The following is a 15,488-nucleotide window of genomic DNA, read 5'->3' as shown; positions in this document are numbered from 1 at the left end:
ATGCGACGCCTTCTCGCTCATTGGTGGATAATATTACTGGCTTGGCCGGTATTCATTCTTGCCAGTGCTTACCAGCTTGAAGAACTCGCCGCTACGGTTCGTTCTTTTTATGGTGAAAAAGCTGAGCTAAGAGTTCGCGCTTGGCGCCAGTTAATTGCCGATAGTCATCAGCTAGAAGAGCCAGAGCAGCTTCGCTCAATCAATGACTTTTTCAATCAAATGCAGTTTGTTGATGATATTGAAGTGTGGGGCCAAAAAGATTACTGGGCTACTCCGGTAGAGTTTTTGGGGGCGGCTGCGGGCGATTGCGATGATTTCAGTATCGCTAAGTATTTCTCCTTAATAGAGTTAGGGGTTAGCGATGAGAAAATGCGCTTAGTGTATGTGAAATCGCTCACTTACAACCAATTCCATATGGTGGTGGCTTACTACCAAACACCTTCATCGGTGCCCATTATTCTCGACAACATTAACCCGACTATTTTACCGGCTACCCAGCGAGGTGATTTGGTGCCCATTTACAGTTTTAATGGTCAACATCTGTGGTTGATGAAAGAAAAAGGCCGTGGTCAATTGGCGGGAAAATCTAGCCGCCTAAAGCTTTGGACTGATCTCCAGCAACGCTGGCGGCTCAATAAACTGAAAAAACCGGTAAAGAATTTCGATGCTTAGGGAAACATTATGACCTTATATCGCCAGTTGTTGATTGTAGTACTGCTTATCTATGGTGGCTTATTAGCTGTGGTATTTAGTATTGAAATCGGCAATACCCGCAGTTATTTATCTGAGCAACAATTATCAGATGTAAACAACACCACGACGTCTTTAGGTTTGTCCTTAAGCCCGTATTTACAGGCTGATGATAAGGTTGGCGCTGAATCGGTGATCAATGCGATGTTTGATAGTGGCTACTATCAGCAGATTAGTTTGCAGTTGTTTAGCGATGATAGTCTGATTGATCGACATAACACTAGTTCTATCGATGGTGTACCAGAGTGGTTTACTTCGTTTGAGTTGTTCCAGCCAAGTTCACAGCAACAAGTGCTTACGAGTGGCTGGATGCAGCTTGGCCAATTAACCGTAGTTGGCCACTCAGGTTTTGCTTATTTGCAGTTGTGGAATGCCATGGTGGATCTAGCCAAACTGTTCTTAGTAGGCTATTTAGCAACAGTGTTACTGTTGATGCGTGCTTTGCGTTACCTATTAAAACCGCTGGAGCAAATTCAGCAACAAGCTCAGTTAATTGAGCAACGCAGTTTTGGTCAAACTATTCCACTGCCGCATACCCAAGAGTTACGCAGTGTGGTGAGTGCAATTAACCACATGTCTGACAATATTGCTCAGCAATTTGAAAGCCAAGTGCAAGAAGCTAGCGTGTTACGCCAACAAGCTTTTCAAGATGCAGTCTCGGGCTTAGGCAACCGCGCTTATTTCATTAATCAGAGTAAGTCTTGGTTAGCTGAGTCAGGGGTAGGCGGGGTGGCTTTACTATCTTTTGACATTATTGATGCCATTCATGTTCAAGATGGTTTTAGTGCCAGAGATGAGTTTATCCATTCTATTGGTGAGTTATTTAGTGCCTACACACAGCAACAGCAACAGTTAGTGTTTGCTCGAATTAGCAAGCTAGAGTTCGCGGTATTGGCTGAAGGTTACGATCAGCAGCAGTTGTTAGAGTTAGCGCAACAAATTCACCAAGATGTGCTAGGTCGCTTAGCGACCTGGAAGCAATACATGCCGCGGCCGATGGTGATGGGGTTGGTATTACGCCAAAAAGACGAAAACATTGGTGAACTGTTAACTGCTGCAGATAACGCTTTGCAGGCTGCACGTGAGCTGCGAGAGGGCTTTTATACTTTAGCTGACGTAGAACATACGCATATTCCGCGTAGCCAGTGGAAGTTATTGTTAGAAGCGACCATTAGTCGTCAGAGCCTGGCCTATAAAACTCAAATAGTTAACTTTATTCATAGTGATAAGGTGTTACACCATGAGCTGTTTACGACGATTGAAGTTGATGCTCAGCACTACGCGGCAGGTCAATTTATGCCGGCTGTGGAGCAGTTTAGGTTGGGCGCTAAGTTTGACCAAATGGTGGTTGAACAAGCCGCTAAATCGTTAGTTGAAAACAGCCAACTCAGTTTAGCCATTAACTTAACCTTGTCGGCAATTAGTGAACTTAGCTTTTTAACTTGGCTAAGTGAGGCGGCGCAGCAGTTTAAAGCGGTCGCTAATCGTATGGCCTTTGAGATACCTGAAACGGCATTTCTCCAAGAAAATAAAGAACTAGATGCAGCCTTAGCGGTATTGCGTGATCTCGGTTTTCAAATTGGAGTGGATCAATACGGTCGTAATCTACATTCATTAAGCTATCTAAGCCGCGTGAAACCCAATTACGTTAAAATCGACTATGGTTATACGGCACAGGCTTTAGCGGAAGATGGCGATGCCCATTTCTTAAGTGCAATATGCCGTGCAGCGAGAAATCTACAAATTGTGACGGTGGCGCAGCGGGTAGAGAATCAACAACAGGTGGAACGATTAGCGGCCTTGCCAGTAGATGCTTATCAAGGTTATATCGCCCCCCCTCAACGCTTTAAATTACTTGAATAGTTGGTCAATAACTTAGAAGAGGTATAGATGAATAAGCTTTTATTACCTGCCTTGTTAGCTGGTAGCTTGGCAGCTGCCCCGGCATTGTCGGCTATGTTGCATACCAGTGGTGAAGCAAAACTAATGGTGGCAGCTGATCAGGTTCAACTAGACTTACATGCTGCTAGTTTGTCTAAAACTGCCAGCGACGCTAAGCAGCAAGTGGATAAAATAGTTACAGTGACCCAATCAAACTTGGCCAATTTACTGAGTGAGTCAGACCGTTTTGAAGCTAGTCAATTACAAATTCAAGCTGAATATAAGTATCAAGATCGTGAGCGAATATTTGTTGGTTACCGTGCTCAACGAAGTATTATAGTTGAATTGGCCGATAGCGATAAACTGACCCAAGTGCTTGATGCGGCAATGCTTAGTGGTGTAAATGAAGTTCGCCAACTGCAGTACAAAAGCTCGCAAGAAGAACAGTACAAACAACAAGTTCGCGCTATGGCAGTCGCCGATTCGTATGCTAAGGCTAGGCAGTTAGCTAGCGCTTATAATGGTCAATTAGGCCCAGTGGTAGAGATTAACTATCGCAATCAATCTGCGGTACCAATGATGAAGATTGAGCGAGTGAATATGGCGGCGGCAGATACCGGTGGCAGCTCTTACCAAGCCGCGCAACTCACTTACCACGACAGTGTTGATGTTAGCTTTGAGCTGCTAACAGAAGAGTAAATGCCTTGCGATACTCACGGTGTTTCATCAATCAGTGAGCTATTACGCAGTTGCTGCATAGCAATGGGGTAAAGTGACGGCGAAAGGCTGAAAAAACTAAAATTATCTACTAGGATGATTTTAGTTTTTGCCATGGATTGCACTATGAATAACCAAACACTCGATCAATACTCCTGCTATAGCGAATTGACTCATCCTCAGCAATTTGAACCGCAATTAGTTAACCTGCCTGATTCAGTGGCTGACATTGTTAACTTGGTTCAGCACAACCTAGTACATGCTTACTGGCTCGATAAATACCAAATTAACCAGCCTTTCCAAAGCAAGTTTACTGAAATGCAAGCCCGCAGCATAAGTGAAATGCTGACCATTCTAGAAGCTAGAAGTGGTACCAGCCTACTAGAGAATAAAGCGCCTGATCAGCGATTAGTGGGGGTGTGCCGCGACTTTTCCATCATGGCGTGTATGTTGCTGCAAACCCAAGGTATCGCCGCGCGTTTGCGTTGTGGTTTTGCTACATACTTAGGTTTGCGAGAATATGAAGACCACTGGGTTTGTGAGTACTGGCATCAGCAGCAACAGCGTTGGGTAATGGTAGATGCACAGCTAGATCAGGTACATAAAGAGATACTAGATATAGATTTTGACCCTTTAGATGTGCCGCATAATCGATTTATTTACGCCGGAAGCGCTTGGCAAATGTGCCGTGCTAATCTAGCGGAGTCGAGTAGCTTTGGTATTTTTAACTTTACTGGATGGCCAATAATTAAAGGTAACCTTATTAGGGATGTTTTCGCCCTCAATCAAATAGAGTTACTGGCCTGGGATTGTGGTTGGGGTATTTTACCTAGCTACTTAGTCGATATAGCCGATGACAAAGAATGGCTGCTACTGGATGAATTAGCCAACATTAGTCATGGCTCAGATTTTAGCAAAGCCCAACAAGCGTGCGATAAACAAGCCGCTATTGCTTTACCGAGTGACTGGCGTTGGTCTCAAGCGCCAAGCATTGCTGAATTGCTGCGTCACTACCAATAATAAAAGCCAATTCTTTTTAGCATTTGAGCATTGTTAGAGGTTAAATTGGTTATGTCCAAAGAAAAGGCTCACAGCCTAATGTGTGAGCCTCAAGTTTAACATTGGCTATTCTTTAGTAAGCAGCACCGGTTACCACAAAATCTTTGGCGTTATTGGTATCAACTAACTCAGCGGCCAAAATTACGCGTGATGGGGCGCTATGGTACATTTTCCCCAGCATTTCGTGGCGAGCACCAGTAATGGCTAAAGCGATTCCCGACGCTACCATGCTAGGTGGGTAAGTAACGGTAGCACGCACCACAGGGTTACCGTCCACAACCATGTTAATAATGTCTTGTGCACCCGCGCCACCTAAAACGGTTTTAATGTCGGTTCTACCTGACTCTTTAATAGCCTGCATTACTCCTTTTAACATATCATCGTCTTGGCACCATACCGCATCAATTTTAGGGTGTTTTTGCAAGTAATTCTCCATTACGGCGAGGGCTTTTTGGGTAGACCAATCAGCAGGTTGGCTATCCAGAATCGTCATGCCTTTGTGTTTAGCAATCACCTCATTAAAGGCATCTACCCGTTGTTTGTTAATTGGAATAGACATGCCTTCAATCACCACCACTTTGCCTTTGCCATTCATTTCTTTGGCTAACCATTCACCACTAACACTGCCAAGCCCTGCATTATCACCGGCAATAAACACGTTTTGTGCTGGTGTTTCTAGTTCTCGGTCTACCACTACTGTGTAAATACCGCTGCCGTAGGCTTCTTCAATCACTTTTTGTAAAGTGGCTGGGTTGTGCGGCAAGATAACCAAGGCATCAATGCCTTTAATCATTAAATCTTCCACATCGCCAACTTGCTTAGATCCGGAGCTGGCAGCCACTACGTAAAATTCAATATCGTCTTCACTTTTCTTAAAATCAGCTGCAGCTTTTTCTGCCCACCACAATAACCCGGCGGTCCAACCATGGTCTGCTGAGGGAACGGATACACCCACTTTTAAGGTATCTGCTAATGCTGCATTGATGCCAACTGAACTGAACAGTGTAGCGGCAAGTAGTAGTTTTCCTATGTGTTGCAATAAACGCATGAGTTACTCTCCTTTGTTTTTAATAGTCGGTGCAGGTTTAACGATCGCGTTTGAATTGCATTAATACCGCAATCAAAATCACCAAGCCTTTTACCGTTCCTTGTAAATAGGGTGAAACCCCCATTAAGTTCAGCATGTTATTAATAATGCCTAAAATGATGGCGCCGATAACGGTGCCCCATAGTGTGCCTTTGCCGCCTGCTAACGAGGTTCCGCCAATCACAACCGCGGCAATGGCGTCCAGTTCGTAAAACAAGCCCGCGTCACCCGGGCTCACCGAATTAAGTCGTGATGACAGCATTACCGCAGACAAGCCCACGGTGAATCCGACAATCACAAAAGTTAGAAAGTAAACTTGCTGCACGTTAATCGCAGAATAAGCGGCTACCTTAGGGTTAGAGCCTACAGCGCAAACATGCCGGCCAAAGGCGGTGTGGCGCAAAATGACATGCCCCAAAAATGCCAAGCCAAGGAATATCCATACCGGGATCGGAATCCCCATAAAGTAACCGCCCCCAATATCGGGGTAGTGACTGTTTTGTGAAACCATCTCGCCGGCATCACTGATATAGAGTGTAAGCGAGCGAAAGATAGACATTGTGGCTAACGTTGCCACAAAGGCGGTTATCTTTCCTTTGGTGGTGAGGAATCCGTTTACTGCTCCAAAGGCTGCACCCATTGCCATTGCTGCTGCAATTGACACGGTCACGGCCATCCAGCCATCGCCAAGGTAATTGAGCAGCATAATCACCAAAACACCGACCAAGGCAACCATTGAGCCTACCGACAAATCAATACCGCCAGCAATAATGACAAAGGTCATGCCTAAGGCGATGATGCCAGTGTAAGACACTTGTCTAAGCACGTTGGTAAGGTTTCGTGGAATTAAGAAGTGCTCACTGGCCATTGCTGACAGAATAACCAGAATCAGCAGTGCAATCAGTGGCGCCCAATTAGATAGGGTAAATTTCGGTAGCTTGGCCAACCAGCTAGTAGAAGGTGATGAGCTAGATTTTTGTTCCATTTTTACAACCTCACTCATGGGTGGCTATCCTGTGACGACGCAGATAGCGGCGCTGCCTGGTTTTGTAAACCTGCCGCCAAAAACATGATTTGTTCTTCATTAATGTCTTGGTCATGTAACTCTCCCTGAATGCGACCTTCACGCATCACCAATACTCGGTGAGCGAGCCCAATTAACTCTTCCATGTCTGAAGAAATAACTACCACCGCCAAACCTTGCTCGGTCATGCTTTGAACAAAGTGGTAAATTTCTTTTTTAGTGTTCACATCTACCCCGCGGGTGGGCTCGTCCAAAATCAGAATTTGTGGTTGAGTATCCATCCATTTGGACAGGTAAACTTTTTGTTGATTACCTCCGCTTAGGTAAAGTAATTCGGTATCTAATGAGGCGGCTTTAATGTCGAATTTACGTACATATTGCTCTGCCTTTTCACGGGTTTTAGCGTGATTTATCAAGCCATTGCTATAGTTTTTAAGTGAAATCAAGCTAATATTTTCGGGTAAGTTAAAGCTCATAGTAAGGCCGCAGCCTTGACGGTCTTCGCTTAAATAGGCCAAGCCATGTCTTACGGCGTCTTTAATGTTGTGGATTTGTACCGCTTGTTGCTGAACATAAATGTCTCCGTGTTGGCGGCGGCGTAAACCCATAATGGCTTCAGCGGTTTCGGTGCGGCCGCTGCCAATTAAACCTGCAAAACCTAATACTTCGCCTTGGCGCACTTCAAAGCTAATATCACTGAGCAAGTTTTTCACAGCGAGGTTTTCAACTTTTAATGCCACTTTACTTTGCACAATAGAGCGGGGCGGGAATACCTGATTCAGCTCTCTCCCTACCATTTTTCGCGCCATGTCTTGCTCGTCAATCTGGCTAACTTGGTCTATTGATATAAGCGCACCATCGCGCAAGATCATCAGGCGATCGCACAGTTTTTTCACCTCTTTAAGTTTGTGAGAGATAAACAAAATGGTTACGCCTTGGGCTTTAAGTTTGTCGATAAGTGTAAATAGCACGGTGACTTCTTGGTTGGTTAATACCGTAGTGGGCTCGTCCATAATCAGAATGCGGGCGTCATTCACCAAGGCCTTAGCTATCTCTACCATTTGTTTTTCAGCCACGCTGAGTTCTTCAATAAGTGCATCAGGCGAAAGGCTGGTTTCCAATAAGCTCAACAGTTGATTAGTGCGCAGGCGCATTGCTTTTTTGTTTAACAGCACCTTGCCTTTAAGCTCTTGGCCAAGAAAGATATTCTCAAATACGCTTAAGCTAGCGATGAGGTTAAATTCTTGGGGGATCATCGCAATGCCTAACGCTTTGGCATCTGCTGGGCTAGTGATGTCAACCGCTTTACCCGCCACCGAGACTTGGCCTTCGCTACGCTGATAAATCCCAGAGATAATTTTCAGTAGGGTTGATTTACCCGCACCATTTTCGCCGAGAATGCCCATTACCTCACCTGGCAGCACCTGCACACTTATGCCATGCAGTACTTGCACGCCAGAGAAGCTTTTAGATATTTTCTCTAGGCTAAGGATGGGTTCTTCAGGCAAGTTCATGCACGTTCTCCAAACGAGTCCATTTACCGTCATTTTGCGAGGAATGGATCATCGCATTGATAAATTGCAAACCCTCCACGCCTTGTTTTACACCGGGTAATAAATTGTTTGCCAAAATGTCAGCAGGTGACGATCCCTTGCGTACCGCTCGAATGGCTTGCGCGGTTTCGGTGTAAAGGTTGGCAAACCCTTCTAGATAACCTTCAGGGTGCCCAGCAGGGGTACGAACGAGGTGTTCAGCCTCCGATTGATAACCATATCCGCCGCGACTTAGCATTCGGCTAGGTTGTGAGAAGGGGCTATACAACAGCTGATTAGGGTGCTCTTGTGACCACTCGATACCACCGTCTTTGCCATAAATGCGGATCCGTAAGCCGTTTTCATTGCCAGGTGCGACTTGTGAGCTCCACAACATGCCACGCACGCCTTGTTCAAAGCGCAACATGGCATGCACGTTGTCATCTAATACTCGACCATCTACAAAGGTGCTAAGTTCGGCGCTTACCTGCTCTAACTGTAAGCCACTAATGAACGCGGCTAGGTTAAAGGCATGGGTGCCAATATCCCCCAAGCAACCTGCTGGGCCAGAACGTTTTGGGTCGGTGCGCCATTCGGCTTGTTTGTTACCGGTATTTTCGGCTGCTGTGGTTAGCCAGTCTTGGGCGTATTCCACTTGTACCAAACGCAGCTGGCCCAATAAACCATCGCTCACCATTTGCTGAGCTTGACGAACCATAGGGTAGGCGCTGTAATTGTGGGTAAGCACAAATAACTTACCGCTATTATTGGCCAGCTCTTTTAGCTCTAGTGCTTCGTGCAATGAGCAGGTCATGGGTTTATCGCAAATAACATGAATGCCAGCGGCTAAAAATGCTTTAGCGATGGGAAAGTGCAAATGGTTAGGAGTCACAATGCTCACTGCCTCAATTCCATCTTTACGGGCGGCTTCATGTTGTGCCATTTGCGCGTAATCGCTGTAACTGCGCTCACTCGCAATGCCTAAATCTTTGGCCGATTGCAGAGCGCGAGCTGGGTCGGCGCTCAGCGCGCCTGCCACTAATTCAAACTGGTTATCTAAGCGCGCGGCAATACGGTGAATCGCGCCAATAAATGCACCGCTACCCCCACCCACCATGCCAAGTTTAATTCTGTCCATGATGCTCTCCTTATAGCCCTAAGATGCGCTGGTTGGCGGCTTGGTCTACCGCACTATCGGCAAAATCATCAAACGCTTTGTCGGTCACTTCAATAATGTGTTGCTCAACAAATGTGGCCCCTTCGGCTGCACCTGCTTCAGGGTGTTTAAGACAACACTCCCATTCCACCACTGCCCAGCCACTAAAGTCGTATTGGGCTAGCTTGGAAAAAATTCCCACAAAATCTACTTGGCCGTCACCTAAAGAGCGAAAGCGGCCTGCGCGTTCGGTCCAGCTTTGGTAGCCGCCATACACACCTTGTTGGCCAGTAGGGTTGAACTCGGCATCTTTAACGTGAAACATTTTTATCCGCGAGTGGTAGCGGTCAATGAAATCTAAATAATCGAGCTGTTGTAGAACAAAATGGCTAGGGTCATACAAGATATTGCAACGCGGATGCTGCTTAACTGCATCCAAAAACATTTCGAAACTAACGCCATCATGTAAATCTTCCCCTGGGTGGATTTCGTAACACACATCTACGCCGGCTTCATCAAAGGCGTCTAATATCGGTAGCCAGCGTTTGGCTAGCTCGGCAAAGCCTGTTTCAACTAGGCCCTGTGGGCGCTGTGGCCAGGGGTACATGTATGGCCAAAGTAGCGCACCAGAAAACGTAGCGTGGGCAGTAAGGCCAAGGTTTTTAGAGGCCTTAGCGGCTAACATCATTTGATTTACCGCCCATTGTTGGCGTAATTGGGGCTTGCCTCGCACTGAGTCAGGCGCAAAGCCATCAAACATTTCATCGTAAGCGGGATGCACTGCAACCAGCTGGCCTTGTAAGTGAGTAGATAATTCGGTGAGGGTAAGGCCATTGCCTTGCAGTAAGGCTAATACTTGTTGGCAATAATCGAGGTCTTCGGCAGCGCGCTCTAGGTCAAATAAGCGTTTATCCCAACTGGGCATTTGCACACCTTTATAACCGACGCTGGCAGCCCAAGCGGCGATAGATGCTAGAGAATTAAATGGCGCTTCATCGCTGGCAAACTGAGCCAGAAATAAGGCAGGTCCTTGAAGAGTTTTCATCAGCAATCCCTTTTTATCGATGTATAAAGCCACATTTGTCTTCGATACACAGAATAAATGTAATCGATTACATTGAGGTGTATAAAAAAACCATGCACTCATCGTGAGCTGGAGGCATTTTAAGCCGCACTGCATGGCATTTATTTGGTAGCTGAATAAAACTTATACAATATTTTGCCTTTTATCTAGCGCATGTTACAAAAATGTGATCACTGTAAAAGTTTATTTTTTGCGCACTTTGCCAAAAGGTGAATTAAGTGTTTTAAAATAAAGTACTTTACAAAATTTGATGTAATCCGTTACATTTCGTTTAGAGTTTAAGCCGTTCTGGCTAAGCTTGAGTGAGTAAAAAGGATTCACTATGCCCACCATAAAAGACGTTGCCAAGCTGGCTGGCGTGTCTACCGCGACGGTGTCGCGTGCTATGATGAACCCTGAAAAGGTGTCGGAAAAAACGCGGTTAAAGGTAGAGCTAGCGGTGGCTGAGTCGGGTTTTTCTCCCAATGTTATCGCCCGTAATTTACGTCGTAGTGAGTCAAAAACCATCGTGGTTATTGTGCCCGATATTGCCAATATGTTTTTTGCTAGCATTGTTCGTGGTATTCAACAGGTGGCCTTACAAAATGGCTACAAAGTATTGCTAGGGGATTCAATTCATACAGTTGAGCAAGCCAAAGCCTATATGGATTTGGTACGCAGCAAACAAGCGGATGGGATTATCTCACTGACTGCTGAGCTGCCAATGGAAATTCGTCAAGGCACCGAAATCCCAATGGTGATGGCTTGTGAATATTTTCCGGGCTTTCCGATCCCGACAGTACGTATCGACAATCGCAACTCAGCCAAGCGAGCGGTAGATTACCTATTAGACATTGGCCACACTAAAATAGGCTGTATTACCGGCCCCATGGAAAACCCCATATGTGTTGATCGTAAAGCGGGGGTGGAAGACGGCTTAAACCAAGTCAATATTGAGCTCGATGAAGCCGCTTTTGAAGATGGCGATTTTAGTTTTCAATCGGGCTACAGCGCCTTTATGCGCTTGCATCAGCATTATGCAATGACCGCACTATTTTGCTTTAACGATATGATGGCATTAGGCGCCATGAAAGCAGCAACTCAGCGAGGTATTCAGGTGCCTAAGCAGTTATCTATTGTCGGTTTTGATGACTTATTATTTGCTGAATATACCAATCCAGAGCTCACCACTATTCGTCAACCACAAGAAGACATTGGTATCGCGGCCGCCAGCACTTTAATGAAAATTTTAAATGGCGGGAAGGTCAATCAAGATACCATTGTACCTACCCAATTATTAGTGCGTGCTAGCTGTACTTCTCCGGGTAAGTAATGAACGTTTAGCTCAATAAACAGGATAAACCGCCATTATCTGGATTTAATTATTGGCTTTGGAGAAACGCATTTTTCATTCAACTGCTATCAGCAGTATAATCGGACATTCATTCTCAATACGAAGTTAAACAGTGAAGCATCGTTTCTTTTCAAAGCAAGCTCTTCCCTTTGTTTTATCACTTTTTTTTATCGGCTTAGCGAGCTATATCGCCGCTGTTTATAGTCAGCACCATTTTGTGATTGATTCGGATTTAGATGGCCTGGTGCAACAAGATGCTCCATGGAAAGACAACTTAACAAAAACGGCTGCAGAGTTTGGTGAGTCAGAGAATGCTTTAGTCGTGGTTGTTTCCGGTACTCACCGTCGCCAAGTGCAGGAGGTCACAGAGAAACTACAAAATGATTTCTCAGCAGATCCTCTGTTTAAAGATGTATTTTCTCCCAGCACCTTGCCGTGGCTAAAACAACAAGCTTTATGGTTTTTATCAGCGCAAGACTTTCAGACGTTTAATGAAAACTTACGCAGCGTAATGCCCAAGTTAAAGGGAGCTATGTCAGCAGAGCCGGATCGGGCTGCCATGCAGTTACTGGCGCAACTTAATCATGCTATTGAGACTAACGATCAGCGTGCGTCTACATTGCTGATTAAAGTGTTAAATCAATTGGCTAGCACACCGCAAAAGGTGGATTGGTTTGAGGTATTACTCCCTGACAGCAGCGACATTCACTATCAGATTATTAGCTTAAATGCCGAGCCCCAACATGATCATAAAGAGCCTAATAGGTTTATCATTGAAACGGCTCATAAAATTATCCAGCCATATAGTGATGACTCAGAGCTACAAATACGCATTACAGGACAAACCGCATTAGATTTTGACGAAATAAACGATGCCAACCACAGTGTAAAATTGGCTGGAGTTATGTCATTTATTGGGTTAGTGGTCGTGCTGGGCTTTGGTATTCGCTCGCTGCGAATTATTGTGGCGAGTTACCTTGCTGTGATTATTGGCTTAAGCTGGACTCTAGCTCTTGGGCTGTGGTTGGTGGGCTCGTATAACACTATATCGATTGTATTTTTGGTGATGTTTATTGGTTTAGGGGTCGATTTTGCTATCCATTTTTGCTTGCGGCTGCGCGAAGAGCAAGCACTGCACGATAACAATATGGACTGTCTCATTGCCTCTATTCGCGGCACGATTACCCCGCTAAGTTTATGTGCGTTAACCTCGGCAATCGGTTTTTTGGGTTTCTATCCTACCGCATATACCGGGTTAGCAGAGTTAGGCGTGATCTCTGCGGCGGGAATGCTGATGGGGTTACTGGCCACCTTTAGCGTAATACCGACTTTTTTCTTTATTTTTGGTTACCCGAGGCGTAAAGCCGTTCGCCAATCTAATGATCTTGGCGATAGTGCCTTTTGGCTGCCTAAGCACTACAAACTGGTGGTCGGTTTAGCGGCACTGGTTTTAGTTGTTTCTGGCATCGGGGCGAGCAAAATGATGTTTGATTTTTCCACCTTAGTACTGAAATCAGAAAAGGCAGAGTCCGTTCAAACACTCGAAGAAATTCAAACACAAGGCTTAACATCGAGTTACCAAATGATGATGTTGGCCACATCGCTGCCACAAGCTGAGTCTTGGCAGGCTCAACTAACAGGCTTACCTGAAGTAAGTAATGTCATTTCAATTAGCGCATTTTTACCTAAAAATAGAGAGCAAAAAATGGCGGCGTTGTCACAAAGCATGAACACGCCTCCAGCTGCAAATTTATCGATGAATAGCTTATCTGTTTTAGAGAGTAACCTCGCGGCCTCTAGCGTTGCTCAATCCGCACTAGCGGCAAATACCTTGCCTTGGCTGCAAGGCAATGATGAATTAACTATCTATAGCCGTATCAATACAGCAGCACTTGCCCCCTTACAGCAGATGCAAGCAAGCTTGAGTGGGTTAATGCAAGCACCAACGCCTAGCTACGCAGATATTCCAGCGGAGCTTAGCCAACGTTATCAAAATGACAGCTACCTGTTAGTGGTGGCTTATCCCTCTGGTGATATGCGTAATGTTCAGCAATTAGACCGCTTTATCAAGGTGGTTAAACAGGTGGCGCCAAATGCCACCGGCAGGCCCGTAGCAGAACAGCAAGTGGGTAAAATAATCATTAAGTCATTTATTCAGGCAGTGAGTTACTCACTACTATTGATCGCGGTAATTTTGTTGCTGGCTCTGAAACACAAACGCGACGTTATTCTTACATTTATTCCGTTATTGTTGACGACCTTATCGACAATGGCCGTAGCCCACTGGAGTGGACTCGCCTTAAACATGGCCAACATTATTGTTATCCCCTTAATTTTTGGATTGGGTGTTGATAATGGTATTCACATTGTGGAGCGCTTTCGCTCGGTGGGATCGGCGAGAGCCTTTTTTCAATCATCGACTCCGAGAGCGGCAGTTTTGAGTTCATTAACCACCATGGCGACTTTTGGTTCTTTGTTATTGGCGGATCATCGAGGCATGTATAGCATTGGCTTCTTGCTAACCATCGCCATTGGCTTTTTGCTTTTTTACAGTTTAACTGTTTTACCGGCATTGCTGTTTAGCGTGAAAAAGATGGATACCGCGGCGGTGGTCGAACTTAAATCAAAGACCTAGTTGCACGGTTGTAGGCAGCGGTGATTAACGCTAAGTGCCAACACTAAAGGTTGGCACGATAAGCAAACGTTTAGTTATCGACAAACATATGATTTGCCGCTGTTACGCCACGGTCATAGGTACAGAATGTATCGGTGGCGGCTTCAGTTTTACTATGTATTTTGATGTTAGTAATCACCTCTAACGCGCCTGCGTCATAACAGGCTTGCTGAGCGGCTTTTACTATTTCCAATAAGTGATTAAGCTCGCCCTTCATGGTTGTCTCCATCGCACCGACTTGGTAAGGCACATTGGCCGCTTTTACCACTGCGATAGCCTTATCAACCACTTCAAAATTATTGCCTTCTTTTAGCCTTGGTATAATTTGAAAAGCAACAAATACGTCTTTAATTACCGGATTATCTGTAGTCATCGTAGTATGTTCTTATGAATTATCTTATGAATGTTTCTGGCCGACGATATTAGCATTTATTGCCGCTAAGTAGACCACATCACTAAGCCCTAAACTCAACTCAACACACTTTCATCCACTATGCCTTTCTCTACCAACTGGCGGAGTATTTGGCTGGTTTGTTCGCGAAAACTATCGCGTAGTAAGCGCACCGTAGGGGTAATTGATTGGCGGCTAGGGCAAATTAACCACAGCTCGGTAGGAGTGGGCTTAAACTCTGGCATAACGCTTACTAAGCTACCGCTAAGTAAGTCGGCCGACATGTCCAGGCAAGATTTAACCGCCAGCCCTTTCCCGGCAACACACCAGCGCCTTACTAAGTCACCATCGTTCGCGGCGCGATTGCTGCTCATCTTGATTTTGTGTTCGGCGTTGTCATCGCTAAAGCGCCACACGTTATGCACTACGTCATGGAGTTGGTAAAGCAAGCCATTGTGTAAGGGCAGATCATGCGGGTGTTTTGGAGTGCCGTTTGCTTCTAGGTATTCAGGGGTGGCACACAATAAGCGAGGGGCATTACAAATTTTGAAGCCATATACATTAGCATCGGTAGGAGAGCCATAACGCAGCGCCATGTCTACCGAGTCGCGGTAAAAATCAATGTTACTGTCGCTAATGCTAGAGCGTAAGCTCACCAATGGGTAGCTGTCCATGAAGGCATCTAACCAAGGAGTAATGACGTTTCTGCCTAAGTCAGAGGAGAGTGCAATGCGTACCTCGCCATCAATAACGTCTAAATCGTGTTTCATATTTTGCTTGGCTTGCTCAAGCATTAGCAG

The 15,488-nt window shown here is 45.4% G+C and carries 13 protein-coding genes; 6 read left to right on the top strand and 7 right to left on the bottom strand.

The annotated features are described in order from the left end of the window. From ACVFI8_RS06620 to ACVFI8_RS06605, 4 genes are all read left to right on the top strand, one after another. Complete coding sequence (locus tag ACVFI8_RS06620) at positions 1–672, top strand: transglutaminase-like cysteine peptidase (RefSeq protein ID WP_457873413.1); 672 nt, start codon at positions 1–3, stop codon at positions 670–672. Between the two features lie 9 nt (positions 673–681). Next, complete coding sequence (locus ACVFI8_RS06615) at positions 682–2,613, top strand: bifunctional diguanylate cyclase/phosphodiesterase (RefSeq protein WP_248714240.1); 1,932 nt, start codon at positions 682–684, stop codon at positions 2,611–2,613. Between the two features lie 27 nt (positions 2,614–2,640). Next, on the top strand, positions 2,641–3,330 hold the full coding sequence (locus ACVFI8_RS06610) for an SIMPL domain-containing protein (RefSeq protein WP_248714241.1): 690 nt from the start codon (positions 2,641–2,643) through the stop codon (positions 3,328–3,330). Positions 3,331–3,474: 144 nt separating this feature from the next. Further along, positions 3,475–4,368: a transglutaminase domain-containing protein gene (locus ACVFI8_RS06605; protein ID WP_457873412.1), complete on the top strand. Its 894-nt coding sequence runs from the start codon at positions 3,475–3,477 to the stop codon at positions 4,366–4,368. A 112-nt stretch (positions 4,369–4,480) separates the two neighbouring features. Here ACVFI8_RS06605 and ACVFI8_RS06600 read toward each other — a convergent pair whose 3' ends face one another. Genes ACVFI8_RS06600 through ACVFI8_RS06580 form a run of 5 tightly spaced genes read right to left on the bottom strand, consistent with a single transcriptional unit; the run spans position 4,481 to position 10,251 of the window. Next, positions 4,481–5,455 carry a substrate-binding domain-containing protein gene (locus tag ACVFI8_RS06600; protein ID WP_248714243.1) on the bottom strand — a complete coding sequence of 325 codons (975 nt, stop codon included), beginning with the start codon at positions 5,453–5,455 and terminating at the stop codon, positions 4,481–4,483. 37 nt (positions 5,456–5,492) lie between these two features. Continuing rightward, positions 5,493–6,497, bottom strand: a complete 1,005-nt coding sequence (locus tag ACVFI8_RS06595; protein ID WP_457873411.1) for an ABC transporter permease — start codon at positions 6,495–6,497, stop codon at positions 5,493–5,495. Further along, positions 6,494–8,032 carry a sugar ABC transporter ATP-binding protein gene (locus ACVFI8_RS06590; protein ID WP_457873410.1) on the bottom strand — a complete coding sequence of 513 codons (1,539 nt, stop codon included), beginning with the start codon at positions 8,030–8,032 and terminating at the stop codon, positions 6,494–6,496. Before ACVFI8_RS06590 ends, ACVFI8_RS06595 begins: the two co-directional genes overlap by 4 nt. Further along, positions 8,019–9,188 carry a Gfo/Idh/MocA family protein gene (locus ACVFI8_RS06585; protein ID WP_457873409.1) on the bottom strand — a complete coding sequence of 390 codons (1,170 nt, stop codon included), beginning with the start codon at positions 9,186–9,188 and terminating at the stop codon, positions 8,019–8,021. Before ACVFI8_RS06585 ends, ACVFI8_RS06590 begins: the two co-directional genes overlap by 14 nt. A 10-nt stretch (positions 9,189–9,198) precedes the next feature. After that, positions 9,199–10,251 (bottom strand): sugar phosphate isomerase/epimerase family protein, encoded by a 1,053-nt coding sequence (locus ACVFI8_RS06580; protein WP_248714247.1) that lies wholly within the window; start codon positions 10,249–10,251, stop codon positions 9,199–9,201. Between the two features lie 361 nt (positions 10,252–10,612). Here ACVFI8_RS06580 and ACVFI8_RS06575 point away from each other — a divergent pair, with 361 nt between their 5' ends. Next, positions 10,613–11,602 carry a LacI family DNA-binding transcriptional regulator gene (locus ACVFI8_RS06575; protein WP_457873408.1) on the top strand — a complete coding sequence of 330 codons (990 nt, stop codon included), beginning with the start codon at positions 10,613–10,615 and terminating at the stop codon, positions 11,600–11,602. A 133-nt stretch (positions 11,603–11,735) separates the two neighbouring features. Further along, complete coding sequence (locus tag ACVFI8_RS06570; RefSeq protein ID WP_457873407.1) at positions 11,736–14,258, top strand: MMPL family transporter; 2,523 nt, start codon at positions 11,736–11,738, stop codon at positions 14,256–14,258. 70 nt (positions 14,259–14,328) lie between these two features. Here the strand turns inward: ACVFI8_RS06570 and ACVFI8_RS06565 are convergent, their stop codons facing one another. Both ACVFI8_RS06565 and ACVFI8_RS06560 read right to left on the bottom strand, forming a co-directional pair. After that, complete coding sequence (locus ACVFI8_RS06565) at positions 14,329–14,670, bottom strand: thiamine-binding protein (protein WP_248714250.1); 342 nt, start codon at positions 14,668–14,670, stop codon at positions 14,329–14,331. A 95-nt stretch (positions 14,671–14,765) separates the two neighbouring features. Next, a complete protein-coding gene (locus ACVFI8_RS06560; protein WP_457873811.1) occupies positions 14,766–15,458 on the bottom strand; it encodes a substrate binding domain-containing protein in 693 nt (230 codons plus the stop codon). Between the last annotated feature and the right edge of the window lie 30 nt (positions 15,459–15,488).

The sequence above is a fragment of the Agarivorans sp. MS3-6 genome (assembly GCF_054112545.1).
This window is presented reverse-complemented; position numbering and strand designations above follow the sequence as displayed.